Genomic DNA, 26008 nt, shown 5'->3' with positions numbered 1-26008 from the left:
CGCTGCTCGCGATCAGCCCTTGCAACCCAGACTGCGCATCAGGGTCTGGGCCGCTTCATGTAACTGCCCCTGCACCGTGCGTGCATAGTCTTCGGTCAGCCGGCTGGCCGGGCCGGAGACCACCAGGGCGCCAACAATTTCATGTTGAGCGTCGTAGATCGGCAAGGCCATGGAGGCTGCATGCGGGTCGGTCATGCCGCAGGAGTAGAATGCCACCTCCAGCGCAGCGCCTTTCTCGAACGGTGTGCGCAGCGCTTGAGCGCCGGCCGCGTTGTCCATCGGCCGCATGTCGCCCGGTTGCAGTTGCATGCGCAGGCGATGCGGTGAATTGACCCGGTACTGGCACAAGCGATACGCGCCGTGGCGTACGTAGAAGGATGTGGTTTCGCCGATGGCGTCGGTCAACTGGTGCAGCAGCGGCATGATGTGCCGCTCCAGGTCCAGGGCGTCCTGATACACCGCATTCAGGCGCATGACTTCACTGGCCAGTTGATAGCGGCCGTCGGCCATGCGGTTGATCAGACCGTGGGTTTCCAGTGACACCATCAGGCGCATGATGGTGCTTTTGTTCAGTGCGGTGCGGTCGGCGAGCTCGACCAGGCTCAATGCGCCATCCCCGATGCGAAAGGCCGTCAGCACGGTCAATACCCGGTCGGCCGATGCGACCCCGCTGACCGCCGGACGCGGTTTGACTTTTACCATCTTGCACACCTCGATTCTTGTGACCCGGCAGTCCAGCACGGGGCAATTTTGGCGGGGATTATCCGTCATGCGGCGTATCACCGCCATCGTCGGTGTGGCTTTGGCCATTGCCGTAGGAGCGGCTTTAGCCGCGAAGAAAGCCGCGAAGATCTTGCGATGGGTGCATGGATCATTGCCGCGGTTGTCTGGACTGCGGGTTTCGCCCCGCCCTTGAGGGCGCGATTGCCTCGCTCCGGCGCCAATCGTCGCGTGTCTGTGCCATCTCGGCTCGAAGGGCAAAAGCAGCGGTAGCGGTTAATCAATATCCGTCGGCTCTACCCTCAGCTCAATGCGCTCCAAACCTCTGTTGTTCAACCCGCTGCCGGGTCATGGTCGGGGTTTCGTTGAACAGTTTGCGGTATTCGCTGGAGAACCGGCCCAGGTGGCTGAAGCCCCATTCCATGGCGATGACCGAGATGTTGCGTGATACACGGTTTTCCAGCAGTTCCTGGCGTACGGCGCTGAGGCGGTATTTTTTCAGGTAGGCCATGGGCGAGAGTTCGAAGTGTCGGCGGAACGCCTCGAACAGTTTGAAGCGTGACACCCCGGATGCCGCCTCGATGTGCTCCAGATGCAGTTCGTCGCGGGCATGGGCGTGGATGTAGTCGCGGGCGCGGATCAGGTAGTGCGGCAGGCGCACTTCCAGGTTTTCACGCAGTTGCGCTGAATAGTTGTTCGGCTGCGAGAGGATCAGGCCTTTGACCAGCGCGCTTTCCAGGTCGCGGCTGAACAGCGGCTGGCTATACAGATCACCGAGTTCCATTTCATCGATGAAGTGCCGGGCCATTCGCCACCAGGAAGCGGTCGCGCCGTTGACCGCGTCCATCCGGGCGCTGAAGCGCAGCGCTTCATGAAGCGGCCGCTGCAGCATGTCTTCCAGCGTCTTGTGCATCGCTGCGCGGCTGATCACCACCTGCAACTTGCGGCAGTCACCCGTGATGTTCAGCTCCTGGCTCTCGTTGGGGGCGACGATCAGGCCGTACTCACGGTCCGAATGCAGCCGTTCACCGGCCTTGAGCAGCTCCTGCTCACCACTGAGCGGCAGGCTGATGCTGAAGCTGTTGAAGCTGTCCGGGTCGGCGATGCCGACGGTGACGTCGGTGCCGTACTCGATGATCCCCAGGGTGGTGGACATCGAACGCAGTACGCTGGCGCTGTGGCGGAACTGGATGCGCCCTGGCCGGCTGGCGACCAGTTGATGCGGCCCGCAGATGTTCGACATCCAAGAACGGGCCCCGGCAAGATCGAAATGATCGGCATGGATATCACGTAACTGTGATTCAGGCTTCGGATTCATCACGGCACTCTCAGGCTTGTTTTTCTGATGCGCGCTCTGCGGCACGTCTGGCGTTTCTTTGATGCAAGCGATGCAAGGCCCAGGCCACGGGCAGTGCTGTTCTAACCATAACTGACTATTCGGATAATGTTCGCCAACATTGCGGATAGGCCCGCCTGATCGCAAAACCTCCAGGGCTTTTCCAGGCCCCCGCGTTAGAGCCGTTGCTGCGCCATAGGGCAGCACGCCGTGGCTTTCGCGCTGCAACAGCGTGCAGCGCCGACCCGAGACGCCCGCTCACTGGCAAATGGGTAAGACCGACACAGCACTGTTACCGCCGCCCTGCGGCCGACTGGCAACTGCTGATTTTACGGCTAGCAATCGCCGACAAACCGGCCTGAACAACCCGTAGATTCGGTGCTATTCGCACCCGCCCGATATCCATTTGCCGCACAAATTTTATGGCCTGCGTTCGTGCACTAAGCGGATAGACCCTGTACCGCGCTGATTCGTTAAATGGTCCCAACCGAGGGGCCTGAACCACCCCAGCCGAATCGCCCGATGTGACAGGTACACCGCAATGAACCAGACAAGAAGCGTCGACCAGTGGAAAGCCTTCATCAATGGCTGCCTGGATTTTCGCCCCGTAGAGGGCGTGTTCCGCATCGCCCGTGACATGTTCACGGAGCCGGAGTTGTTCGACCTGGAGATGGAGCTGATCTTCGAGAAGAACTGGATCTACGCCTGCCACGAGAGCGAGATCGCCAACAAGCACGACTTCATGACCATGCGCGCCGGCCGCCAGCCGATGATCATCACCCGTGACGGTGAAGGTCAGTTGCACGCGCTGATCAACGCCTGCCAGCACCGCGGCACCACCCTGACCCGGGTGATGAAGGGCAACCAGAGCACCTTCACCTGCCCGTTCCATGCCTGGTGCTACAAGAGCGACGGCCGGCTGGTGAAGGTCAAGGCGCCCGGCGAGTACCCGGAAGGCTTCGACAAGGCCACCCGCGGCCTGAAAAAGGCACGCATCGAAAGCTACAAGGGCTTTGTGTTTATCAGTCTCGACGCTCAGGGCACAGGCAGCCTGGAGGATTTCCTCGGCGATTCAAAGGTGTTCTTCGACATGATGGTCGCCCAGTCGCCGACCGGTGAGCTGGAAGTGCTGCCGGGCAAATCGACCTACAGTTATGACGGCAACTGGAAGCTGCAGAACGAGAACGGCCTGGACGGTTATCACGTCAGCACCGTGCACTACAACTACGTGGCCACCGTGCAGCACCGCCAGCAGGTCAACGCCGAAAAAGGCAACGCCAGCAGCACCCTGGACTACAGCAAGCTCGGCGCCGGCGATGCGCAGACCGACGACGGCTGGTTCTCGTTTCATAACGGCCACAGCCTGCTGTTCAGCGACATGCCCAACCCCACAGTGCGCCCCGGCTACGCCACGGTGATGCCACGTCTGGTCGAGGCCTACGGCCAGGCCAAAGCCGAGTGGATGATGCACCGTCTGCGCAACCTGAACATCTACCCAAGTCTGTTCTTCATGGACCAGATCAGCTCGCAGTTGCGCATCGTACGCCCAGTGGCCTGGAACAAGACCGAGATCATCAGCCAGTGCATCGGCGTCAAAGGCGAATCCGACGCCGATCGCGAGAGCCGGATTCGTCAATTCGAAGACTTTTTCAACGTCTCGGGCATGGGCACGCCGGATGACCTGGTGGAGTTCCGTGAAGCCCAGCGCGGCTTCCAGGCGCGCCTGGAACGCTGGAGCGATATTTCCCGCGGCCACGGCAAATGGGTTGAAGGTCCGACCGCCAACAGTGAAGCAATCGGCATCCAGCCGGTGCTGACCGGCACCGAATTCACCCACGAGGGCCTGTACGTCAACCAGCACAACAACTGGCAGCGCTTTCTGCTTGAAGGTCTGGACAAGCAAGCCTGCGAACAAGACGCTTTGAAACTGCGCGAGGTGTGAACATGAATCCGCAATTGCATTACCAGATCGAGCAGTTTTTCTTCCGTAAATCCGAGCTGTGCGACGCCCAGGACTGGGACGCCTACCTGGCGCTGTTCAGTGAGGACAGCGAATTCCACCTGCCGCAGTGGGAGTCCGAACACAGCTATACCAGCGACCCGAAAAAGGCCATGTCGCTGATCTACTACGCCAACCGTTCGGGTCTGGAAGACCGGGTGTTTCGTATCCGTACCGGCAAGGCCGCGTCGACCGTGCCGATGCCGCGCACCTTGCACAACATCAGCAATATCCGGATCGCCGAGCAACCCGGCGGGCAACTGCAGGTCAGGCTCAACTGGCACACCCTGTATCACCGCCTGGGCCAGAGCGAGCAGTTTTTCGGTCACGCCACCTATCACCTGAAACCTGTGGCCGACAGCTTCCAGATCACCCGCAAACACGTGGTGCTGCTCAACGACACCATTAACTCGGTGCTCGATTTCTACCATCTCTGATGACGCGGATGCCCGAATCATGAGCCACAAAGTCGCGTTCAGTTTTGCCGATGGCAAAACCCTGTTTTTCCCGGTGCAGGGCAATGAAATCCTGCTCGATGCCGCGCTGCGCAACGGTATCAATATCCCGCTAGACTGCCGCGAAGGCGTGTGCGCGACCTGCATGGGCCGCTGCGAATCCGGCCAGTACAGCCTTGATTACGTCGATGAAGAAGCGCTGTCAGCCCGCGACCTGGAACAACGCAAGGTACTGACCTGCCAGACCCGGGTGCAGTCCGATGCGTCATTTTACTTCGATTTCGACTCCAGTTTGTGCAGCGCCGCAAAGCAGGTGCAGGAACGTGCGGTGGTGAGCCACGTCGAGCAGGTCTCGGCCAGCACCGCGATCCTGCATCTGGACGCCGACATGGACGGCCGAACCCTGGACTTCCTGCCCGGTCAGTACGCCCGTCTGCAGATTCCCGGCAGCCAGGCCTGGCGCTCGTACTCATTCGCCAGCCAGCCCAACGCGAACAACCGCTTACAGTTTCTGATCCGCCTGCTGCCTGACGGGGTGATGAGCAATTACATCCGCGAACGCTGCCAGGTCGGCGACGAAATTCACTTTGAAGCGCCGCTGGGTACGTTTTACCTGCGCCAGATCGAACGCCCGCTGGTGATGGTGGCCGGTGGCACCGGGCTGTCGGCGTTTCTCGGCATGCTCGACCAACTCGCTGAGCGTGGCGGCTGCGGCCAGCCGGTAACGCTGTATTACGGCGTGCGTCAGCAGGCTGATCTGTGTGAACTGGCGCGCATCGAGGCGTATGCCGAGCGCATTCCAGGCTTCAGTTTCATTCCTGTGCTCAGCGAGGCCGGCGAGGTCTGGCCGGGCCGGCGCGGTTATCTGGCCGAGCACTTCGACGCTGCTGCACTGCGCGAGTCAGCGTTCGACATGTACCTGTGCGGCCCACCGCCGATGGTTGAGTCAGTCAAGACCTGGCTAGACGAGAATGCCTTGGACAACGGCCATCTGTATTTCGAGAAATTCACCGAGAGCAACACCTGAACCAGACCTGAGCCCAGACCGGCGGCGCCAGACCCGCCGGCTGCACCACCGAATCGGCACCACGTTTGACCACTGCCCACCAACAACAACCACCAGGCAGCAGCAATGCGGCGCTGCCTATCCACAGGCGGCAAACAACACCACAATAATGATAACCACTCGCATAAAGACGCCATTGGCTGCGATCCAGCAGCTATCCGACCGGCAAAGGGTGCAGTCCGGCCTGCGTGCCACTACAATGCGCGTTTTGCCCTGCGCCGGACTCCACCCGTCATGTCTTTACCCAAGCACCACCTGGAACTGCTCAGCCCCGCCCGCGATGTGAGCATCGCCCGCGAAGCCATCCTGCACGGCGCCGATGCCGTCTACATTGGCGGGCCGAGCTTCGGCGCACGGCACAACGCCTGCAACGAGGTCAGTGAAATCGCCGAACTGGTGAAGTTCGCCCGCCGCTATCACGCACGGATTTTCACCACCCTCAACACCATCCTGCATGACGACGAGCTGGAACCGGCGCGCAAGCTGATCCACCAGTTATACGATGCCGGTGTCGATGCGCTGATCGTCCAGGACCTGGGCGTGATGGAGCTGGACATCCCGCCCATCGAGCTGCACGCCAGTACCCAGACCGACATCCGCACGCTGGAGCGGGCGAAGTTCCTCGATCAGGCCGGGTTCTCGCAACTGGTTCTGGCCCGCGAACTGGATCTGGGCCAGATCCGCGAAATTGCCGACAACACTGACGCATCCATCGAGTTCTTTATCCATGGCGCGCTGTGCGTGGCGTTCTCCGGGCAGTGCAACATTTCCCAGGCGCAGAACGGCCGCAGCGCCAACCGTGGGGACTGCTCCCAGGCCTGCCGCCTGCCCTACACCCTCAAAGACGATCAAGGCCGCGTGGTGGCCTTCGACAAACACTTGCTGTCGATGAAAGACAATAACCAGAGCGCCAACCTGCGCGCGCTGGTCGAAGCCGGTGTGCGCTCGTTCAAGATCGAAGGCCGCTACAAGGACGTGAGCTATGTGAAGAACATCACCGCTCACTACCGCCAGATGCTCGACGCGATCCTCACTGAACGCCCCGACCTGGCCCGCGCCTCCAGCGGCCACACCGCGCATTTCTTCGTACCGGACCCGGACAAGACCTTCCACCGCGGCAGCACTGACTACTTCGTCACCGAGCGCAAGATCGACATCGGCGCCTTTGACTCGCCGACCTTCACCGGTCTGTTGGTGGGTAACGTGGAGAAGGTCAACAAGCGCGACCTGATCGCCGTGACTCACGAGCCACTGTCCAACGGTGATGGTCTGAACGTGCTGGTCAAACGTGAAGTGGTGGGGTTCCGTGCCAACATCGCCGAGCTCAAAGGCGAGTTCGAAGAAGACGGCGAGAAGCGCTGGCGCTACCGGGTCGAGCCCAACGAGATGCCAGCCGCGCTGTCGCGCCTGCGCCCTAATCACCCGCTGAGCCGCAACCTCGACCATAACTGGCAGCAAGCACTGCTCAAGACCTCGGCCGAGCGGCGCATCGGGATCCGCTGGAATGCCGTGCTGCGCGAACAGCGTCTGAGCCTGGAAGCCACCAGCGAAGAAGGCGTACAGGTCGCGGTCAGCCTCGACGGCCCGTTCGGCGCAGCCAATAAACCGGAACAGGCGCTGGAGCAGTTGCGCGACCTGCTGACCCAACTGGGCACCACGATCTATCACGCCCAGGATGTGAAGCTCGACGCGCCGCAGGCGTTCTTCATCCCCAACTCGCAACTCAAGGCGCTGCGCCGCGAAGCCATCGAAGCGCTGGATGCCGCCCGTGTGGCTGCCCATCCGCGTGGCGCACGCAAGGCCGAGACCAACCCGCCGCCGGTCTACCCCGAGTCGCACCTGTCGTTCCTGGCCAACGTGTATAACCAGAAGGCCCGCGACTTCTACCATCGTCACGGTGTGAAGCTAATCGACGCGGCCTACGAGGCGCACGAAGAACCCGGTGAAGTGCCGGTGATGATCACCAAGCACTGCCTGCGCTTCTCGTTCAACCTGTGCCCGAAACAGGCCAAAGGCGTCACTGGCGTACGCACCAAGGTCGCGCCGATGCAACTGATTCAGGGTGACGAAGTACTGACCCTGAAATTCGACTGCAAACCGTGCGAGATGCACATCATCGGCAAGATGAAAAGCCACATCCTTGACCTGCCGCAGCCTGGCAGCAAGAAGGCAGGCATCGTCGGCCACATCAGCCCCGAAGAACTGCTCAAGACCGCCAAGCGCCCACCCCAGGCGCCGCATTGATGAAATGTCGGTAACGACCTTAGTGTGGGCGGCACTCCGATGAAGGCTAAGGGTCAGGCGCTGGACATGTTTTGTCTGGCCTGGCCCTTTCACGAGCAAGCTCGTTCCCACCTTATTTCAGGCCATAACCGGGTAAGGGCCAACCGGGCCCGCGTCACCCTGAACTGATCAGCATTGCTCCTGTAAGCCGTCGATCTCGGCCTGGATGTTTTCTCTGGCCCGCGCTTCCCAGCGGGCCTGTCCTGCGGGGCTGGTGAAAATCACTGGCCGCTGCAGAAACTTCTTCAACACCGCCACCCTCCCCGGCACATACAGCGCATCGGGAAAGCAACCGTATTCAAGGCGCACAGCTTTTGCGTAGGCGCTGTACTCGCTGGGTGTCGCAGCAAGAATCGACAAATCGATATCCACCAGCAGGCGCTGGTCGGCGCTGGTTGCAGGCTGACGATGGTCGGTGGCCATGATCAGCTCATGCACAGTCTGCACCTGTGTACCCAGCCCGCTGGCCTTTAGCACCTGGCTCGCCAGCTCGGCACTGCGCGATTCGTTGTCTTGGCGGCTGGGGTCGTAGATTGCGTCGTGGTACCAGATGGCAAGCTCCAGCAGTTCCGGGGCCTGGGCATGATCGCGCAGCGTGTCGAAGGTTTGCAGCATGGCGTCGATATGCGCGGCGCTGTGGTAATGCCGGGCGGGCCCGGCGTACAACCGCTGCAAGTGCTCGAAAGCGTCCTGCGGCGGCTGCACGCCCAGCCGCTGCCACAGCGACTGCCAGCGTTGCAGGTCGAGGTCAGGGGCGTTCATCCAGCGCTTTCTCCATATGGGTGGTGTGCCAGAGCGGATCGTCTTCCACATCGGTGATGGTGAAACCGTGCTTTTCCCAGAAAGCAATGGCGCCAGCCAGGAACGGATGGGTATGCAGGTACAGCACCTCGACGCCCTGCTGCTGCGCATGCTCGCTCAGCGCCCGGAACAAACGGCTCGCCAGGCCAGCGCTGCGAAACGCCGGCTCGACGAACAGGCGGACAATCTCCACGGTCCGACGCCCTTGATAGTCCAGTTGCGCAAAGCGGTGATCGTAAGGCAGGTAGCCGATAGCAGCGACGATCTGCTCATCCGCACGAGCGATCAGAAAATGACCGTCCGGGCCATCAATATAAACCTGTTCGAACCCGGCCAGGTCGGCGGGCATGGCGGCCGGGTCGAGCATCGGGAAGATCTGCGCTCTGGCCCGCATCACGAATGCAAGGGTGGCAGGGATATCGGCGTGGGCGGCAGCGGTGATCGGGATGGCCAGTGCTGACATGGTGCTCGTCTGATTGGGCAAAGTCGCATGGTAGTCGATCGGGGCTGGCTACGCCGCCCGACTGCTCCAACCTGGAACAACCCGCACCATTTGAATGCACCATTAAGCCAACGCGCAGCCTGAAAAACCCGAAATCCCCGCATGCCACGGAGCTTTCGGCAATCTGGCACAAGCCCTGCATTAACTCTGGCAAGCCCACCCACGCAGGTCGGGCAGCCCCTTGCAGTCGACGCAGATCAACGGGCTTAAAGGTACATCCGGCAACGTCGCCTGGGTAGCACCTCATAACCAGAACAGGCAAAGGCGCCTGGAACCTCACGGTTCCGGGCGCTTTTTTTTTGCTTCACGAAACCTGATTGGCCTAGGCCGGGATTTGCTATGAACACCACAGTCTTGCCTCACAACGATGTACAAACCCTGATCGTCGTCGGTAACGGCATGGTCGGTCATCATTGCGTCGAGCAGTTGATTGCGGGCGGTGCCCTTGAGCGCTATCGCATCCATGTCTTCGGTGAGGAGCAGCAGCGCGCCTATGACCGCGTGCATCTGTCCGAATACTTCAGCGGCCGCGATGCCGAATCGCTGGCGATGAGCGACGCGGCCCTCTACGAGCAACCCGGCCTCACCTTGCACCTCGGTGTCCCGGTGCTGGAAATTGACCGCGTGCGCCGTGAGGTGATCACCGCCCAGGGCAGTTTCGCTTACGACAAACTGGTACTGGCCACCGGCTCTTATCCATTTGTACCGCCGATCGAAGGCGCCAGCGGTCACTCGAAACTGGTGTACCGCACCCTGGACGACCTGGACACCATTCGCGCCGCCGCCAATCAGGCGCGGCGCGGCGTGGTGGTCGGCGGCGGCCTGCTCGGTCTGGAAGCTGCCAACGCCCTCAAATCCCTGGGTCTGGAAGCCCACGTGGTGGAATTCGCGCCACGCCTGATGCCGGTGCAGCTTGACGAGCTCGGTGGCGCGGCGCTCAAGGCGCGCATCGAAGCGCTGGGCGTTGGTGTGCATCTGTCACGCGCCACCCAATCAATCAGCGCCGGCAACCAATACCGCTACCGGATGAACTTTGCAGGCGACGAGTTTCTGGAAACCGACCTGATTGTGTTCTCCGCCGGTATCCGCCCGCAGGATGCCCTGGCCCGCCAATGCGAACTGGACCTGGGCCCGCGTGGCGGCGTAGCGATCGACGAACATTGCCGCACCAGCGATGCCGATATCTTCGCCATCGGTGAATGTGCCTCGTGGAACGGCAGCGTGTTCGGTCTGGTTGCGCCGGGTTATCAAATGGCCCGCAGCGTCGCCGCGCAGTTGTGCGAGCAGGATGCCGAGTCGTTCTTCGGCGCCGATATGTCGACCAAGCTCAAATTGCTGGGCGTGGACGTCGGCTCGATCGGCGACGCCCATGGCGCACTGGCCGGGGCAGTGAGTTACCGCTATATCGATGAAGCCACCGCCAGCTATCGTCGGCTGGTGGTGTCCGCCGACCGCAAGCACGTGCTCGGTGCGGTACTGGTCGGCGACAACAGCTACTACGACACCCTGCTGCAATATGCACAGAACGGCATCGCCCTGCCTGAAGACCCGGCCAGCCTGATCCTGCCGCACAGTGAAGGCGCGCCGGCGCTCGGTGCCGATGCGCTGCCCGCCACCGCGACCATCTGTTCCTGCCACAACGTCAGCAAGGGCTCGATCTGCGCGGCCATCGACGAAGGTTGCACTGACCTGGCCGGCATCAAGGCCTGCACCAAGGCCGCTACCGGCTGCGGCGGCTGTGCGGCCTTGCTCAAGCAGGTCTTCGAGCATGAGCTGATCGCTCGCGGTGTCAGTGTCGACAAGAGCCTGTGCGAGCATTTCGCCTATACCCGCCAGGAGCTGTACTCGATCGTGCGGGTGGAGAACATCGAGAGTTTCGAAGAACTGCTGCATCGCCATGGCAAGGGTGAACACGGCTGCGACATCTGCAAGCCGGCGGTCGGCTCGATCCTGGCGTCATGCTGGAACCGGCCGATCACCGACCCGCTGCTGATTCCGCTGCAGGACACCAACGACACCTTTATGGCCAACATGCAGAAGAACGGCACCTACTCGGTGGTGCCGCGTATTCCAGGTGGCGAAATCACCCCGGACGGCCTGATCGCCATCGGCGCGGTGGCCAAGAAATATGACCTGTACACCAAGATCACCGGCGGTCAGCGGATCGACCTGTTTGGTGCGCAGTTGCACGAATTGCCAGAGATCTGGGGCGAGCTGATCGAGGCCGGTTTCGAAACCGGGCATGCCTACGGCAAGTCGACCCGCACGGTGAAATCCTGCGTGGGCAGCACCTGGTGCCGCTACGGCGTGCAGGACAGCGTGGCCATGGCGTTGCGCATCGAGGATCGTTACAAGGGCCTGCGCTCGCCGCACAAGCTCAAGTTTGCGGTGTCGGGCTGCACCCGTGAATGCGCCGAGGCGCAGAGCAAGGACGTCGGGATCATCGCCACCGAGAACGGCTGGAACCTGTATGTCTCCGGCAACGGCGGCATGCGTCCACGGCATGCCGAGCTGTTCGCCACCGATCTGGATGACGAGACCCTGATCCGTTACATCGACCGCTTCCTGATGCTCTACATACGCACCGCCGACAAGCTGCAACGCACCTCGGTATGGCGCGAATCGCTCGAAGGCGGCCTGGATTATCTCAAGGCGGTGATCATCGATGACAGCCTGGGCCTGGCGGCCGAGCTGGAATCGCAGATGCAACTGGTCGTCGACCGTTACGAATGCGAGTGGGCCAATGCCCTGAAGGACCCGGAAAAACTCAAGCGTTTCCGTACCTTCGTCAACGACAAGCGCAGCGACCCGGATGTGCATTTCGTGCGTGAACGTGAACAGCGCCGCCCGGCGCGAGCCGATGAACTCAAGCTGATTCCCCTGTTCAAGGAGGTGGTGTAATGAGCCAAACCAACGTGGCATTTGCCGAACGTCCCCAAGCCACGGCGACCCTGCACTGGCATAACCTCTGCCAGCATCAGGACCTGGTCGCCAACTCTGGCGTAGTGGCCTGGGTCAATGATTGCCAAGTGGCGCTGTTCTATTTGCCTGGCAATGAACAGCCATTGTACGCCGTGGGCAACCGTGACCCGAAATCCGGGGCCAACGTGATCGGCCGTGGCCTGCTTGGCAAACTGGGCGACGACCTGGTCATTGCCTCGCCGCTTTATAAACAGCACTTTCGCCTGCAAGACGGCAGTTGCCTGGAGTACCCCGAGCAGCGGCTGGATGTCTGGCCGGTACGAATCAATGGCAGCCAGGTAGAGATCGGCCTGCCAGGCTGATATATAAACCAACAAGTTGAAACAATAGCGGCAGCCGGATCTTATTGACCGGCTGCCGCTTTGTTTTTCAGATTCGCTACAACATGAATGCTTGCAGAACCATGACAAAAACTTGATAAAGGAATTGGACTACAAACAATTCAGAACAAATAACACCTTCCCCTAGAATACCGAAACAACTTCAAACACCGCATCACTCATCGAAACAACACGCCCCGGACAACCAACTTCAACCATCAAAACTGCGTGATATAACTGTCTGCGTCGCCAACCACTGATCCCTGAATAACATTTGGCTGTTTGGCGACTCAATAAACCAGACTGATTTACATCAGCGCTCAATGACTGCTCGTCAGCGTTACAACCTCCACGGTTTGACACAACGACAGATTTGATGGATTCAAGGAGTTACACAATGCAAATAAAACACCTGAGCTGTATTGCTTTGGCGGTTTCGGCTGCCCTGAGCCAGAGCGCAATGGGCGCACTGGTAGATGACCAGGCACAGGCCAAGGGCTTGCTCGAAGACAGCAGCCTCAATGTGCACCTGCGCAACTATTACTTCAACCGTGATGCCAAACAAGGCGAGCGCGATAACCGCGACTGGAGTCAGGGCGCAATCGCCCATTACAACTCGGGCTTCACCCAGGGCACGGTCGGCGTGGGGGTCGACGCCTGGGGCCAACTGGGCCTGAAGCTCGACGGCCAGAGCCGCTACGCCGGCACCGGCAACCTGCCGGTCGACCGCCACGGCCACCCGGACCGCAGCTCCGCCAGCGCAGGCGCAAGTATCAAAATGCGTGCCGGCCAGACCCAACTGCGTTACGGCAACATGCAAACCGAGGCTCCGGTATTTGCCACCAGCCACTCTCGCCTGCTGCCACAAACCGCTACCGGTTTCAGCCTGCAAAGCAGTGACCTGGATAACCTTGACCTCGACGTCGGTCATTACACCGCAACCAGCGATAGCGTAACCACCAGCAACCGACATTCGATCCATGCCAACACCGCCGGGGTCTCCTCGTCCAGCGCCACATTTGCCGGCGCCACTTATCAGCTCAGCCCAACGTGGCGCAGCACGTTATATGGTGCCCGCCTCGACGATGTCTGGAATCAATACTACTTCAACAACAACTATGTACTCGGACTCAGCGGCCCAGACAGCCTGGCATTCGATGCCAACCTGTATCGCACTCTGGACCAGGGCCGCGCCAAGGCCGGGGCAATCAATAATACCGCCTGGTCGCTGGCCAGCACTTATTCATTCAATAAAGCACACGCCTTGACCCTGTCTTATCAAAAGATTCACGGCAATACGCCTTTTGACCTGATCGGCATGGGGGATAACCGCACCAATGAAGATTGCAGCTATCGCGCCGGTGAAACGTGTAGCTCAATGAATCTGGCCAACGCCGCACAGTTCTCGGACTTCAGCGGCCCGAACGAACGCTCGTGGGGGCTCACGTATAACCTGGACATGGCACCGTTGGGTGTACCGGGCCTGAGCTTCACGACCCGGCACATGCGCGGGACCGGCATTGATGGCAGCAAGACCCCGTATAACAGCGCCTATGCTGGCCTGTACGGAGAAAACGGTCGCCATCACGAGACCAACTTCGAAACCCGCTATATCGTCCAGAGTGGCGCCGCAAAAGACCTGTCAGTACGCCTGCGCCAGGCCTTCCATCGCGCCAACCTCGATCAGGGAGAGAAGAACGTCAATGAAGTACGGCTGATTCTCGACTACCCACTGAACCTGATCTGACCGCCTCAGCGACTCTGCAACACCACGCGCAGCCCCGGCTGCGCGTCTTCCAGCAGCAACTGATAGCCATGGGTTCTGGCCACGGCAGCAACGATGGCCAGCCCCAGCCCGCTGCCACTGGCTCTGGGCTCCTGCCGGCCACGGGCAAAGCGTTGCAAAACAGCCTGATGCTGGTCCGGGGTGATACCCGGACCATTGTCTTCAACCTCTATTCGTGTGCCCTGCTCACTGCGCAGCAGATTCAGACGAATCTGCCCGCCCGCAGGGGTGAACTTCAACGCGTTGTCCAGCACGTTCATCAGGGCTTCGGCCAGCAGCTCGCGATCCGCCAGCAACGGCGGAACCTGCTCGACATTCAACTGCAGCTCAATGCCCGCCTCTTCAGCCACCGGCTGATAGTCTTCAAACAATTGCGCCAGTAACGGTCCGACCATCAGGGTGGTCATGCCTGCGCGCCGCGAACGTGCGTCGATTTCCGCGATACGCTGCAATGCCCGAAACCGGCCAAGCAACACATCGGCGGCGTCCAGGGATTTCTCCAGACGCACTTTAAGCACCTCTGCGGGCGCCTGGTCGTATTCGATCAAGGCGCGATGCAACTGCGCCCGAAGCTTGTTCAGCGGTGTGCGCAAGTCATGTGCCGCGTTGTCTTCGAGGCTCTTGACCTCATCGAGCAAGCGCCCGACCTCACCCACCATCCGGTTGACCAGTGACGAGAGCATGTCCAGCTCATCGCCGCGCCGGCTGATGGGCAGCCGCTGGGTAAAATCGCCCTCGGCGATTCTGCGGCTGGCAGCCTGGACCTTGCGCATCCTGCGCAGTGGGCCCAGGCCCAGCAGTACGGCAAACAGCAGCCCGGCGATCAGGATCAGGCAGGCGCTCCAGCCCAGATAGCGCAACAGGATGTTACGCAGGCTTGCCAGGGTCTTGGCCTCGAAACCAACCACCAGAATCTGGCCATTTGGCAATTGCCGGGCCACGAACTTGGCTCCGTCAGCAAACCCCGAATCGTCCCAGTCATGCGGTTTGCCGTCCAGTACCAGCTCTTGTGGCGGCGTCTGCATCGTGCCATGCACATGCTGCCTCTGTGGGCTGAACAAGCCATAGGTCACGACCCCGCGCAGGTCGCCCTCTTGCAAGCGGGTGATTTCGTCAGGCAGGGACTCGACCGGGAGGTACGACAGTTGACGCATTTCACCAAGGATGGTCTGGTCGCCCTGGCGCGACATGTAGCTGGCCACCTGCCAATAGATCAGACCATTGAGCAACAAGGCTCCCAGCGACAAGGCGATCGCATAGGTGACGGTCAGCCGGAATGCCGTGGTACGCAACAAGCGGATCCGCACGTCAATTGACTCCGGTGTCGACCAGCACAAACCCCGAGCCGCGCAAGGCGTTTACCACCACCTGACAGCCCACTGCATCCAGCTTGCGGCGTAGCCGGGTGAGGTGCACGTCGATCAGTTTGGTGCCCGGATCGAAGTGGTAGCCCCATACCGTTTCGAAAATCAATGCACGGGTGACCACGGAGCCGGCGTTGCGCATCAGAAACTCCAGCAGCTTGAACTCGATGGGCGACAGGTTAATGCGCTGCTCGCCACATATCAGTTCACGGCTCAGCAGATCGAGACTGAGGTCAGCAACCTGCAACAGGGTTTCGCGCTCCAGTGGATCGATGTGCCGGCGCAGCAGCACATGGATACGGGTCGCCATTTCTTCGGAAACGAACGGTTTGACCAGATAGTCATCACCCCCGGCCCGCAGGCCGCGAATCCGGTCGTCGACATCGGTCAGGGCGCTGATCATCAAGACCGGAGTCTGCACGCCGGCGGCCCGTAACCGGGTAATCACCTGCAGGCCATCGAGCCCCGGCAGCATACGGTCAAGAGTGATCGCGTCAAACCCGCCAGCAAGCGCCAGTTCCAGGCCCCGCAGGCCGTCATCGGCGCACTCGACGACAAAGCCGACACGGCGTAATTCCGAGGCGATTTCCTGAGCGGTGTCGTGGTCGTCTTCAATGCACAAGACCTTTCGCATGAGGCTCCCCTAATCCTATGTGCCGCCATGGTAGCAAGCGGTGACAAACCCGCGCACAACACGCTGGCAATGATTCTGCCCATGGCTTGGCGGCTGCCCAAGGATGAGCAATAGCAGCAAAACGCCATTTGTGCGGCACGCTACAAGCCGGCAAGACCCCGACAAAGTTAAAAAATTGTAACCCGGCCTGTCACTGCTTCGTCTTAAGCCATTGAAATAGCGTGATATAAAAGCCTGGCGCGAGATAATGCATCGCCCACGTAGCGCATGCACCCTCATCTACTATCGCGCCCGCGATCCTTAGCTGGGCAATGCCCACCTGCCGTAAATGCCCGCCACCGATGACTGATCAACATGCCATCAATGGACACGCCGGGCCCTACCAATCAGGGGAATGATTCGATGAATGCAAAACAATGGAGCGCCATCGCACTGGCTGTTTCGGCCGCCGCGAGCCAGCTGGCTCACGCAGAAACAATCGAAGACCAGGCCGAGGCCAAAGGATTCGTCGAAGGCAGCAGCCTCTCGGTACTGGCCCGCAACCAGTACTTCAACCGTGACCGTCAGGATGGCGCCACCGACAACCGCGACTGGACCCAGGGGTTCATCGGCAACTACAGCTCCGGTTTCACAGAGGGCACCATTGGCGTGGGTATCGATGCCTTCGGCCACTTCGCCCTCAAGCTTGATGCCCAGGAAGGAGACAGCGGCACCGGCAACCTGCCACTGGACCGCAACGGCAAGGCTGAAGACAGTTTTGGTAGCGCCGGTGCCGCCGTAAAACTGCGTCTGTCCAAGACCCAGTTGCGCTACGGCAATATGCAACCCACCGCGCCGGTGTTCGCTGTGGGCGGCACCCGCCTGCTGCCACAGACCGCCACCGGGTTCGAACTCAAAAGCAGCGAAATCGAAGGGCTGGATCTGGAAGCCGGCCGTTACACCAGCACCAACAGTAACGTGACCACCAACCAAGACCACGACATCTACGCGTTGTACGCCAATGTCACGGCGCGCAAAGCCACCTTCGCCGGCGCGGTCTACCAGCTCACGCCGAACTGGACCGCCAGCCTGTACGGTGCGCAGTTCGAAGATGTATGGAACCAGTACTACGCCAACACCAACTATGTGCTGGCGTTGTCCGGTGACCAGTCGCTGACCTTCGACGCCAACCTGTACCGCACCCTGGATGAGGGCCAGGCCAAAGCCGGCTCGATCAACAACACCACCGCATCGCTGTCGGCGACCTATGCGTTCCTGAGCGCCCATTCGATCACCCTGAGCGCCCAGAAAGTCCATGGCGACACGCCGTTCGACTATCTGGCCGTCGGCAATAACGGTAACGGCGAAGGTGGCGACTCGATCTTCCTCGCCAACTCGATCCAGTGGTCGGACTTCAACGGCCCGAACGAGAAATCCTTTGGCATTCGCTACAACCTCGACATGGCGACTTACGGCGTGCCCGGCCTGAGCTTCATGGCGCGGCATGTGCGCGGCTATGACGTCGATGGCAGCAAGGTCTCGGCCGACAGCGCTTACGCGGGTTTGTACGGTGACGACGGCAAGCACAACGAAACCGATATCGAAGCCAAGTACGTGGTCCAGACCGGCCCGGCCAAGGATCTGTCGTTTCGTATCCGCCAGGCCTTCCACCGCGCCAACAGCGACCAGGGTGAAGGTGACCTGTCCGAGTTCCGCCTGATCGTTGACTACCCTATCAGCGTTCTCTAAGCGGCAAGTCATAAGCTGCAAGCGGCAAGCTGATTTGAGCCTGACTCACTTGCGGCTTATAGCTTGAAGCTTGCAGCTCCAGTAAGGCCGCTCAGCGGCCTTTACTGTACGTTCATACAGATAAAACTTGATCTGCCCTCGCGCCTGACGCATTCTGTCGAGCTCGACCGATCACAAGACTGCCCCGGCCATGCGCCTGTTTCTCTGCGAAAAGCCCTCTCAAGCCAAGGATATCGCCGCCGTGCTCGGCGCCACCCGACGTGGCGAAGGCTGTCTGGTCGGTCCCAATGCCACAGTCACCTGGTGTATCGGCCATCTGCTGGAAACCGCCCCGCCCGACGCCTACGACGCCCGCTACAAACGCTGGGCTCTGCAAGACCTGCCGATTGTCCCCGGCACCTGGAAAATGCAGGTTAAACCCAAGACAGCCAGCCAGTACAAGGCCGTCAAGCGCTTGCTGAGCGAAGCCCGTGAGCTGGTGATCGCCACCGACGCCGACCGTGAAGGCGAGATGATCGCCCGTGAGCTGGTCGAACACTGTCGTTATCGCGGGCCGATTCAGCGCTTATGGCTGTCGGCACTCGATGATGCCTCAATCCGCAAGGCGCTTGCAGCGCTCAAGCCCGGTGCTGCCACGTTCAGTCTTTACCACTCGGCACTGGGCCGCTCGCGCGCCGACTGGTTGATCGGCATGAACATGAGCCGGCTGTTTACTTTGCTCGGTCGGCAATCGGGCTACCAGGGCGTATTGCCCGTCGGTCGGGTCCAGACCCCTACCCTGCGCCTTGTCGTCGACCGTGACCGCAGCATCGCCGACTTCGTGCCGGTGCCTTATTGGGCGATTGAGGTCGGTCTGCGCCACGCCGGCCAGGATTTTACCGCCCAGTGGCGCGCCCCGGCCGATGCCTGCGACGAGCAGGACCGCTGCCTGAACCAGCCGTTGGCGCAACAGGCCGCGCGAGACATGCAGCAGGCTGGCCAGGCGACCGCCATCAGTGTGCGCACCGAGCGTATCCGCGAGGCGGCCCCGCTGCCGTTCGACCTCGGCACCTTGCAGGAGATCTGCTCAAAAAAACTCGGTCTCGGCGCCCAGGAAACCCTGGACATCGCCCAGTCGCTGTATGAAACCAACAAGCTGATCACCTACCCACGCAGCGACTGCGGCTACCTGCCCAACAGTCAGCATGGCGAGGCCGCCGGGATCATTGCCGCCCTCACGGCTGCCGACCCGTCGCTGCAGGCCTTGCGCGGCCATCTGGACCCGGCACGCCGCTCACGGGCCTGGAATGATGCAAAAGTCAGTGCTCACCACGGCATCATTCCCACCGCTGCCACCCGCGCCTTTGAGCGCCTCAGTGGCAAGCCACGGGCGGTGTACAGCCTGATCCGTGCCCGTTACCTGGCGCAGTTCCTGCCCAACCACGAATACGACCGCACCCAGGCCGACTTCGATTGTGCCGGCCATGCGCTGCGCGCGGTCGGCAAGTGCATCATCGAGGCCGGCTGGAAACGCGCCCTGCCCGAAGCCCTGACCCCGGCCAAAGGTCGCGAGGTCGCGCCGCCCCAAGCCTTGCCGGCGCTGCACAAAGGCTGTGTCTGCCCGGTCACCGCCGTGCAGCTCAAGGACCTGTGGACCCAGCCGCCCAAGCCCTACACCGAGGGCGATCTGATCAAGGCGATGAAAAACGTCGCCCGCCTGGTGGAAGACCCGTTGCTCAAACAAAAGCTCAAGGAAACCACCGGCATTGGCACCGAAGCAACCCGCGCCGGAATCATTCAGGGCCTGCTCGACCGCGGTTACCTGAGCAAGAACGGCAAGGCGCTGTCGGCCACGCCACCGGCTTTCAGCCTGATCGACAATGTGCCACGGGCCATCGCCGACCCCGGCACCACGGCCATCTGGGAGCAGGCTCTCGACATGGTGCAGAACGGCGAAATGAGCCTGGAAGAATTCGTCGCCAAGCAGGCCGCCTGGATGAGCAAGCAGGTCGAGCGTTGCCAGGGCCTGCGCCTGAACCTGCAAGGCATGCCCGCGCCGGCTGGCGCCGCGCCGTGGAAGAAGTCGCGCAAAGGCAGCGGCAAACGCAAGCCAGCCGCTGCATCGCGCAGCAACAAAACCGCCACGGCCAGCAAAACCGCCGGCAAAGGTTCATTGACCAGCCCGGCGGCGGCCAAGCCGCGCCGCAGCAGCCGCAAGCCTGCGGGCAGCGCCTGAATTTCCTGAGCCGGGTTATGCATGGCACACTAACGGCTTTTCACCGCCTGACCGGAACATCATGCCTTTGTCCAAGCGCGAACAAGCGCACCTTGAACGCCTGCTGAGCCAGACCCTGACCGAAGCCTGCGAAACCGCCAAGGCCGAACTGCTCGGTTTCCAGTGGCTGACCCATGTGGTCGACTACGCCAACGTTCCGGACAGCCTGCAAGTCATCTGGGTGTTCGACAGCGAAGCCAACCGCCAGGCCGCATTGGCCGCAGGGCAGATGCAACGCATGAATGACTTTACCGCCATGGCCCTGAGTGAAGCCGGTGTGCGGCTGCAACAGATTGAACGGCATGTGTCCTGTGACAGCGAACAAGCCTGCCAGCACAGCCACGCCGGTGACTGGCAAAAACGCCTGGCGCGTCGTTCGAGGCGCGCCTGAAATGGCCAAGGAAATCGACAACCCTTGCACGTCCCAGTGCCAGCTCAGTGGCGAGCTGTGCGTCAGTTGCGGCCGGACCCGGCAAGACATCCGTAACTGGAAACGCATGAAACGCCCGGAAAAAATGGCCGCCGTACAGCGTGCCAGCCAGCAACTCAAAAGCCTGCAAAAACGCAGCCGTAACTGATCCCCGGATAAGAGTGATACCGATCAGTTAAGCGATTTCGGATCTGGTTCGGTCCCGGTGGGAGGGAGTTCTACTCGCGACGAGGCCCGTGAAATCGGCACATTGGCTTCGAATGTACCGCCGTCTTCGCCTGCAGAGCTGCCTCCCACCGGGCCGAGTGGGCCTTAACCCGTATTGGCCCGCGATAGCACGGCGGTCCCGCCGCGCGCCTTCAAGCAAGATAACGCTTGAACCACTCCAGCGTCCGTTCCCAGGCCAGCCTGGCCGCTGCTTCGTCGTAGCGCGGCGTGGAGTCGTTGTGGAAGCCGTGGTTGGCACCTTTGTAGATGTAAGTCTGGTAGGTGGTGCCGGCCGCTTGCAACGCTTGCTCATAGGCCGGCCAGCCCTCGTTGATGCGGGTGTCCAGTTCGCCGTAATGAATCATCACTGGTGCCTTGATCCGCGGCACATCTTCGGCCTTGGGCTGGCGACCGTAGAACGACACTGCCGTGCCCAGCTCCGGATAAGCCACGGCTGCCGCGTTGGCGACCCCACCGCCATAACAGAACCCCGTGATGCCGACCTTGCCGGTCGTGGCGTCATGGGCCATCAACCATTCCAGGGCGGCAAAGAAATCGTTGAGCAGTTTTTCCGGGTTGACCTGCTGTTGCAGCTCGCGGCCCTTGTCGTCGTTGCCCGGATAACCGCCCACAGAGCTCAGGCCATCAGGGGCCAGGGCGATGAAGCCGGCCTTGGCGACGCGCCGCGCCACGTCTTCGATATACGGATTCAGGCCGCGGTTTTCATGGACCACCACCACGCCCGGCCGTTTGCCGCTGGCCTTGGCCGGACGTACCAGATAACCACGTACCTGACCGTGGCCATTGGGCGACGGGTAGCTCACGTATTCGGCCACGATGTCCGGGTCAGTGAACGGCACCTGCTCGGCCAGCGCATAGTCAGGACTGAGCGCTGCCAGTACGCCGACGGCGGTCAGGCCGCCGGCAGTGAACTTCGCCGCCCGGTCGAGAAACTCGCGGCGGTTGATCTGGCCGTGGGCATAGTAGTCGTACAGCTCCAGCAGTTGCGGGGCGAAGTCTTTGGCAGTCAGTCTTTGCATCGGTGTACATCCTGTAGGTCGGTGAGCGCCATTCAAGCATAGTCCGGCCAGCCTCTCAGTAACTCAAGCTCAGGCTGGCCAGCACATAGGCCGGCTCACCATAGTAATTGCCATCGGTACCGGCCACCGTTTCGATGTATTTGCGGTCGGTGAGGTTGCGGCCATTGAGCGACACCCGCACGTGCTCATTGAGGTCATAGAACAGGCTGGCATCGAAACGCGCGTAGCCGCCCACATCATAGCTGTTGTCCAGGTCGCCCTCGCGCTGGCCGGCGAAGATCACTCCGCCAGCAAAACCCAGGCCGCGCAGACGGCCCTCTTGCAACTGGTAACTGGACCACAGCGAACCGCTGAGCGTCGGCACCCCGGTCAGGCGGTTGCCCTCATTGATCAGCGTGTCCTGGGTGACTTCGGCGTTCAGGGCGCTGAGGTTGCCAATGATCTGCCAGCCCGGCAGCGGGTTACCGGTGACGTCCAGCTCGACACCCCGAACACGCTGCTCGCCGGTCTGCACGGCGTATTCGCTGTCATTGGGGTCGCTGGCGGCGACGTTCTCGCGGACGATTTCAAAAGCCGCCAGGGTCGCGCTGAGCTGCTCGGGAATGATGTCGAACTTGGCGCCGACTTCATATTGCACGCCTTGTTCGGGGTCGAGCACCCGCCCGGTGCGGGTCTTGGCGGTCTGTGGAGAGAATGAAGTGCTGTAGCTGGCATACAGGGCCAACCAGTCCTCAGGTTGCCAGACCACCCCGACACGCGGTGACAGTTGCTCCGGCTCGACGTCGGTGCGGGTAATGAGGTCGTCGGCATCCAGTGCCTTACTGGTCTGCCGGGTGTCATCGTAGCGGGCACCGAGCAGCAGCTTCCATTGCTCGTTGAACTCGATCTGGTCTTGCAGGTAGAGGCTGTAGGACTGCAGGTCGTAGCGCACTTGCTCCTGGAAGGCAAAGCGCCCCGGCGTAGCGCCGTAGACCGGACTGAACACATCCAGTGATGCCAGCGAAGCCCGATAACTGGACGTGTCGCGCTGACCATCGATGTACTCGAACCCGGCCAGCGCCGTGTGTTGCACGGCGCCGGTGGCGAAACGCGCAATGGCCTCGAACTGCATGTCCAGGGTGCGAATGCGTTCTTCACCATCCGTGGCGCGCCGGTTGAGCGTCCGGCCGTCACTGGCCAGGCCGCGCAGGTCGACCACATAGCGATCCTTGTGCGAGTCATCCCAGCGGGTCATCTGGCGCAAGCTCAGCCAGTCATTGAGGTCATGCTCGACGCGGTACCAGAGCGAGAATTTGTCGGCCTTGTCCCGTGCCCATGGCTCGTGCAGATAGCGGTCGGCCGGCAGATTGATTTTGCCATTGATGGGAATCGCGCCGCGGTCAAACGGTGAGCTCTGGTCGATGTATTCCAGCCCTGTATCGACCCGAGTGCTGTCGCTGGGCTGCCAACGCAGCGCCGGGGCGATGTAGCTGTGTTTGCTGTCGCGCAAGGTATCGCGAAAGCCGCGATCGGTCTGGGTCGCGACGGTCAGCCGGCCGGCCAGTGTCTCGGCCGGGTCCAGTGCGCCGCTGGCGCTGGCTTGCAGACGATAGAAATCACCACTGCCGGCCTGGACCTTGGCGCTGGCCTGCGGAGTGAAGGACGGCTTGCGGGTCACCAGATTGATCAGCCCGCCGGGGTTGCCCCGCCCGTACAGCACCGAGGCCGGCCCCTTGAGAACTTCGACCCGCTCGACATTGGCCAGGTCGCTGAGCGCTTCCGGGCGCGAGGCCAACGGATTGAGCGGCATGCCATCAACCGCATAACCGGTGGCATGAAAACCGCGAATCACGAAGCTCTCCGACGAACCGCCATGGCTGTTGCCGCGCTGCACACTGCTGACGTTGGCCAGCACATCGCCCAGGCGGTCAAGCTGTTGATCCTCGATGACCTGGCGTGGCACCACCTGCACTGACTGAGGAATGTCGCGCAGCGCGGTATCGGTCTTGCTCGCCGTGGCGGTGCGCGTGGCGCGGTAGCCCTGCACCGGTCCTGCGGCGGTCTCGACCTGCGCACTGCCATGAATGGTCGAAGGAGCCAGGTTCAGCGCGCCCTGCTCAGCCGACTGGCGGAACAACAGCAGCGTACGCTCCGGGGTCAGGCTCCAGCCCAGCCCGCTATCTTGCAGCAACTGGCGCAGCGCATCCTGTTCACTCATCACGCCCTTGAGCGCCGGGGCCCGCAGATCACGCGCCAACTCGGCATCGAAGCTGACCTGAATGCCACTTTGTGCCCCGAAGGCGCCCAACGCGCCAGCCAATGACTGGGCCGGCTGGTCATAACGCTGGCGCTGCTCGGCAGCCACTGGGGCGGCCGTGCCCAGTAGCGCACAGCCCAACAACCAGCCCAGCGGCCAGCGGGATGAGGCGGGGCGAAACAGATGAACACGAGGCACGGGCATGGCAAAAATCCTTGATTACGTCTGGTTAGCATCCGAGATAAATTCTCAAATTCACCAGAAAGACGCCGTGCCCGGTATTTTTTTCCAGATTTCTGTTTTTGCGCTCAGATCACAACACCCGCAGCCACGGCGTAACGGTCTGCAGCGGCACGTTCAGCGAACGCGCCAGGGCCTGCAAGGCCCGGTCCGGGTCGCGCAGATCGAACACCCCGCTGATGCGCCGACTGGCCAGTGCGGAATCGGCGACCACGATCCAGCCGGGCACATAGCGCTGCATGCGACCGACGACCTCTGCAACGCTCAGGTCTTCGACATACAGCATGTGTTGGCGCCAGGCCGCGACCCGGGCCGGGTCGAGTGTCGAGCGCTGCACCTTGCCGCTCGCCCAATCGACTTGTAGCCGCTCACCCGGCAACAGACGCTCACTGAGTTGCAGCGCAGACTGTTTACGGGCGTTTTCGACCTGCACCTGACCATGCTGCAAAGCGACCTCGCCGCGCTGGCCCTGCAGGTTCAGGTCAAACGCCGTGCCGAGCACCCGCACCGACATCTCTCCTGCGCTGGCAACAAAGGGCCGGGCAGGATCGGGCACCACCTCGAAATACGCCTGGCCCTTGAGCAGGGTGACCTGACGAGGCGACTCGGCCGACAGGCTGATGGCGCTGTCGGGTGCCAGCAGCACGCGGCTGCCGTCACTCAAACGCACCTCACGGGTGACCGCAGTGGCGGTGCTGTAGTCTGCGCGCCAGGACAGGCTGGCCTGTGGCGCCACCGCAATGATCAAGGCCAGCACGGCACCGGCCAGCGCTGCCTGGGGCCAGCGACGTCGGCGCCGGGACCCAGTGACAGGCCGTCTGGCAGTACGCAACGAGGGGTGAGCGACCGCCCGGGCCGGCACATCGCCCAACGCGCCCAGCATCGCCTGCATCTGTTGCCAGGCCTGCCGATGGCGTTCGTCAGCGGCCAGCCAGGCCTCGAACTCGGCATGCGCCTGCGGCTCTTCAGCCAGGCGGATCTGCCAGTCGGCAGCCTGCTCCAGCGGATCGGTTTGCTGCTCAACGCTCATGTTTGCCTCCGTGCAGCGCGTGATCGTCACACTCCTGTACAAACGCGCGGGTCAGGCGCACCAACGCATCGCGCAGCAGGCGATGGGCACTGGTCACCGACACCCCAAGCTGCTCGGCAATCTGCGCCAGGGTGTAGCCGCCAAAGCGGTGCATCTCCAGAGCGCGCCGATTGGCGACCGGCATGCTGTCGAGCACGCTGGCAAGGCGTTCAAGGGCCACGCCGTGCTGCCAGGTGTCGGCCGGGTCGCTCAACACCGCCGGCAGCAGCCAGTCAGGCGGCGAAGCGTGCCGCGCCTGCTCGCGGGCACGGCTGCGGATCAGGTCCAGAGCCAGATTACGTACCACCCGGTAAGCATAGGCTGCGGGTTGTTCGATGGGTTCGCCCTGCCCGGCAATCAGCCGCACATAAGCTTCCTGCACGATGTCTTCGGCCTGCATGCGGTCACCGGTAATGCCATTGGCATAGTTGACCAGCTCACGACGCAAGGCGAGCAGTGCATCGAGATCCTTTGCCGAATCTGCCATTGATCCGCTCCATTTACCCAGCCACCACGGCGCCATAGGAGCGCTGTCGAAAAGTGCGCCAGCTTAATG

21 protein-coding genes are annotated in these 26008 nt (G+C 61.7%); 11 read left to right on the top strand and 10 right to left on the bottom strand.

Annotated elements, in window-relative coordinates:
- Positions 1-12: 12 nt before the first annotated feature.
- Positions 13-702: a helix-turn-helix domain-containing protein gene (locus NJC38_RS03795; RefSeq protein WP_045494983.1), complete on the bottom strand. Its 690-nt coding sequence runs from the start codon at positions 700-702 to the stop codon at positions 13-15.
- A 325-nt stretch (positions 703-1027) separates the two neighbouring features.
- Positions 1028-2038 carry an AraC family transcriptional regulator gene (locus NJC38_RS03790; protein WP_253111692.1) on the bottom strand — a complete coding sequence of 337 codons (1011 nt, stop codon included), beginning with the start codon at positions 2036-2038 and terminating at the stop codon, positions 1028-1030.
- A 559-nt stretch (positions 2039-2597) separates the two neighbouring features.
- Between NJC38_RS03790 and antA the strand changes: the two genes are divergently transcribed.
- The 4 genes from antA to NJC38_RS03770 all read left to right on the top strand — a co-directional run bounded on the left by antA (position 2598) and on the right by NJC38_RS03770 (position 7820).
- Positions 2598-3998 carry an anthranilate 1,2-dioxygenase large subunit gene (gene antA, locus NJC38_RS03785; RefSeq protein WP_253111691.1) on the top strand — a complete coding sequence of 467 codons (1401 nt, stop codon included), beginning with the start codon at positions 2598-2600 and terminating at the stop codon, positions 3996-3998.
- Between the two features lie 2 nt (positions 3999-4000).
- Positions 4001-4492 (top strand): anthranilate 1,2-dioxygenase small subunit, encoded by a 492-nt coding sequence (antB, locus tag NJC38_RS03780; protein ID WP_045492437.1) that lies wholly within the window; start codon positions 4001-4003, stop codon positions 4490-4492.
- A gap of 19 nt (positions 4493-4511) precedes the next feature.
- Positions 4512-5537, top strand: a complete 1026-nt coding sequence (gene antC, locus NJC38_RS03775; RefSeq protein ID WP_253111690.1) for an anthranilate 1,2-dioxygenase electron transfer component AntC — start codon at positions 4512-4514, stop codon at positions 5535-5537.
- 273 nt (positions 5538-5810) lie between these two features.
- Positions 5811-7820, top strand: coding sequence for a U32 family peptidase (locus tag NJC38_RS03770; RefSeq protein WP_253111689.1), 2010 nt, complete (start codon positions 5811-5813; stop codon positions 7818-7820).
- A 168-nt stretch (positions 7821-7988) separates the two neighbouring features.
- Here NJC38_RS03770 and NJC38_RS03765 read toward each other — a convergent pair whose 3' ends face one another.
- Both NJC38_RS03765 and NJC38_RS03760 read right to left on the bottom strand, forming a co-directional pair.
- Positions 7989-8621, bottom strand: a complete 633-nt coding sequence (locus tag NJC38_RS03765) for a hypothetical protein (protein ID WP_253111688.1) — start codon at positions 8619-8621, stop codon at positions 7989-7991.
- Complete coding sequence (locus NJC38_RS03760; RefSeq protein ID WP_253111687.1) at positions 8608-9123, bottom strand: GNAT family N-acetyltransferase; 516 nt, start codon at positions 9121-9123, stop codon at positions 8608-8610. The genes NJC38_RS03765 and NJC38_RS03760 overlap by 14 nt, the downstream gene beginning before the upstream one ends.
- Before the next feature lie 378 nt (positions 9124-9501).
- Here NJC38_RS03760 and nirB point away from each other — a divergent pair, with 378 nt between their 5' ends.
- The 3 genes from nirB (at position 9502) to NJC38_RS03745 (ending at position 14211) form a co-directional block, all read left to right on the top strand.
- Positions 9502-12063 (top strand): nitrite reductase large subunit NirB, encoded by a 2562-nt coding sequence (nirB, locus tag NJC38_RS03755; RefSeq protein WP_045492448.1) that lies wholly within the window; start codon positions 9502-9504, stop codon positions 12061-12063.
- Positions 12063-12446: a nitrite reductase small subunit NirD gene (gene nirD / locus NJC38_RS03750; RefSeq protein WP_253111686.1), complete on the top strand. Its 384-nt coding sequence runs from the start codon at positions 12063-12065 to the stop codon at positions 12444-12446. Before nirB ends, nirD begins: the two co-directional genes overlap by 1 nt.
- Before the next feature lie 415 nt (positions 12447-12861).
- Positions 12862-14211, top strand: coding sequence for an OprD family porin (locus NJC38_RS03745; protein ID WP_253111685.1), 1350 nt, complete (start codon positions 12862-12864; stop codon positions 14209-14211).
- A 5-nt stretch (positions 14212-14216) separates the two neighbouring features.
- Here the strand turns inward: NJC38_RS03745 and NJC38_RS29145 are convergent, their stop codons facing one another.
- Both NJC38_RS29145 and NJC38_RS03735 read right to left on the bottom strand, forming a co-directional pair.
- On the bottom strand, positions 14217-15557 hold the full coding sequence (locus tag NJC38_RS29145) for a HAMP domain-containing sensor histidine kinase (protein WP_052483537.1): 1341 nt from the start codon (positions 15555-15557) through the stop codon (positions 14217-14219).
- A gap of 1 nt (position 15558) precedes the next feature.
- Positions 15559-16248: a response regulator transcription factor gene (locus NJC38_RS03735; RefSeq protein WP_045492457.1), complete on the bottom strand. Its 690-nt coding sequence runs from the start codon at positions 16246-16248 to the stop codon at positions 15559-15561.
- Between the two features lie 402 nt (positions 16249-16650).
- Here NJC38_RS03735 and NJC38_RS03730 point away from each other — a divergent pair, with 402 nt between their 5' ends.
- The 4 genes from NJC38_RS03730 to NJC38_RS03715 all read left to right on the top strand — a co-directional run bounded on the left by NJC38_RS03730 (position 16651) and on the right by NJC38_RS03715 (position 20808).
- Entirely contained in the window at positions 16651-17976 is a 1326-nt protein-coding gene (locus tag NJC38_RS03730) for an OprD family porin (protein WP_045492459.1), read from the top strand.
- A 190-nt stretch (positions 17977-18166) separates the two neighbouring features.
- Positions 18167-20191: a DNA topoisomerase III gene (locus NJC38_RS03725; RefSeq protein WP_253111684.1), complete on the top strand. Its 2025-nt coding sequence runs from the start codon at positions 18167-18169 to the stop codon at positions 20189-20191.
- Positions 20192-20252: 61 nt separating this feature from the next.
- Positions 20253-20621, top strand: coding sequence for a hypothetical protein (locus tag NJC38_RS03720; RefSeq protein ID WP_253111683.1), 369 nt, complete (start codon positions 20253-20255; stop codon positions 20619-20621).
- Between the two features lies 1 nt (position 20622).
- Positions 20623-20808 (top strand): DUF1289 domain-containing protein, encoded by a 186-nt coding sequence (locus NJC38_RS03715; RefSeq protein WP_253111682.1) that lies wholly within the window; start codon positions 20623-20625, stop codon positions 20806-20808.
- A gap of 211 nt (positions 20809-21019) precedes the next feature.
- On the opposite strand, the gene yghX is transcribed toward NJC38_RS03715, so the two are convergent.
- From yghX to NJC38_RS03695, 4 genes are all read right to left on the bottom strand, one after another.
- Positions 21020-21907 carry a YghX family hydrolase gene (gene yghX, locus NJC38_RS03710; RefSeq protein ID WP_253111681.1) on the bottom strand — a complete coding sequence of 296 codons (888 nt, stop codon included), beginning with the start codon at positions 21905-21907 and terminating at the stop codon, positions 21020-21022.
- Between the two features lie 55 nt (positions 21908-21962).
- Positions 21963-24347 (bottom strand): TonB-dependent receptor, encoded by a 2385-nt coding sequence (locus NJC38_RS03705; RefSeq protein ID WP_253111680.1) that lies wholly within the window; start codon positions 24345-24347, stop codon positions 21963-21965.
- Positions 24348-24456: 109 nt separating this feature from the next.
- A complete protein-coding gene (locus NJC38_RS03700) occupies positions 24457-25413 on the bottom strand; it encodes a FecR family protein (protein ID WP_253111679.1) in 957 nt (318 codons plus the stop codon).
- Positions 25403-25939 carry a sigma-70 family RNA polymerase sigma factor gene (locus NJC38_RS03695; RefSeq protein ID WP_253111678.1) on the bottom strand — a complete coding sequence of 179 codons (537 nt, stop codon included), beginning with the start codon at positions 25937-25939 and terminating at the stop codon, positions 25403-25405. The genes NJC38_RS03700 and NJC38_RS03695 overlap by 11 nt, the downstream gene beginning before the upstream one ends.
- Positions 25940-26008: the final 69 nt, after the last annotated feature.

This window comes from Pseudomonas sp. 21LCFQ010 (assembly GCF_024129905.1).
Lineage (GTDB): Bacteria > Pseudomonadota > Gammaproteobacteria > Pseudomonadales > Pseudomonadaceae > Aquipseudomonas.
This window is presented reverse-complemented; position numbering and strand designations above follow the sequence as displayed.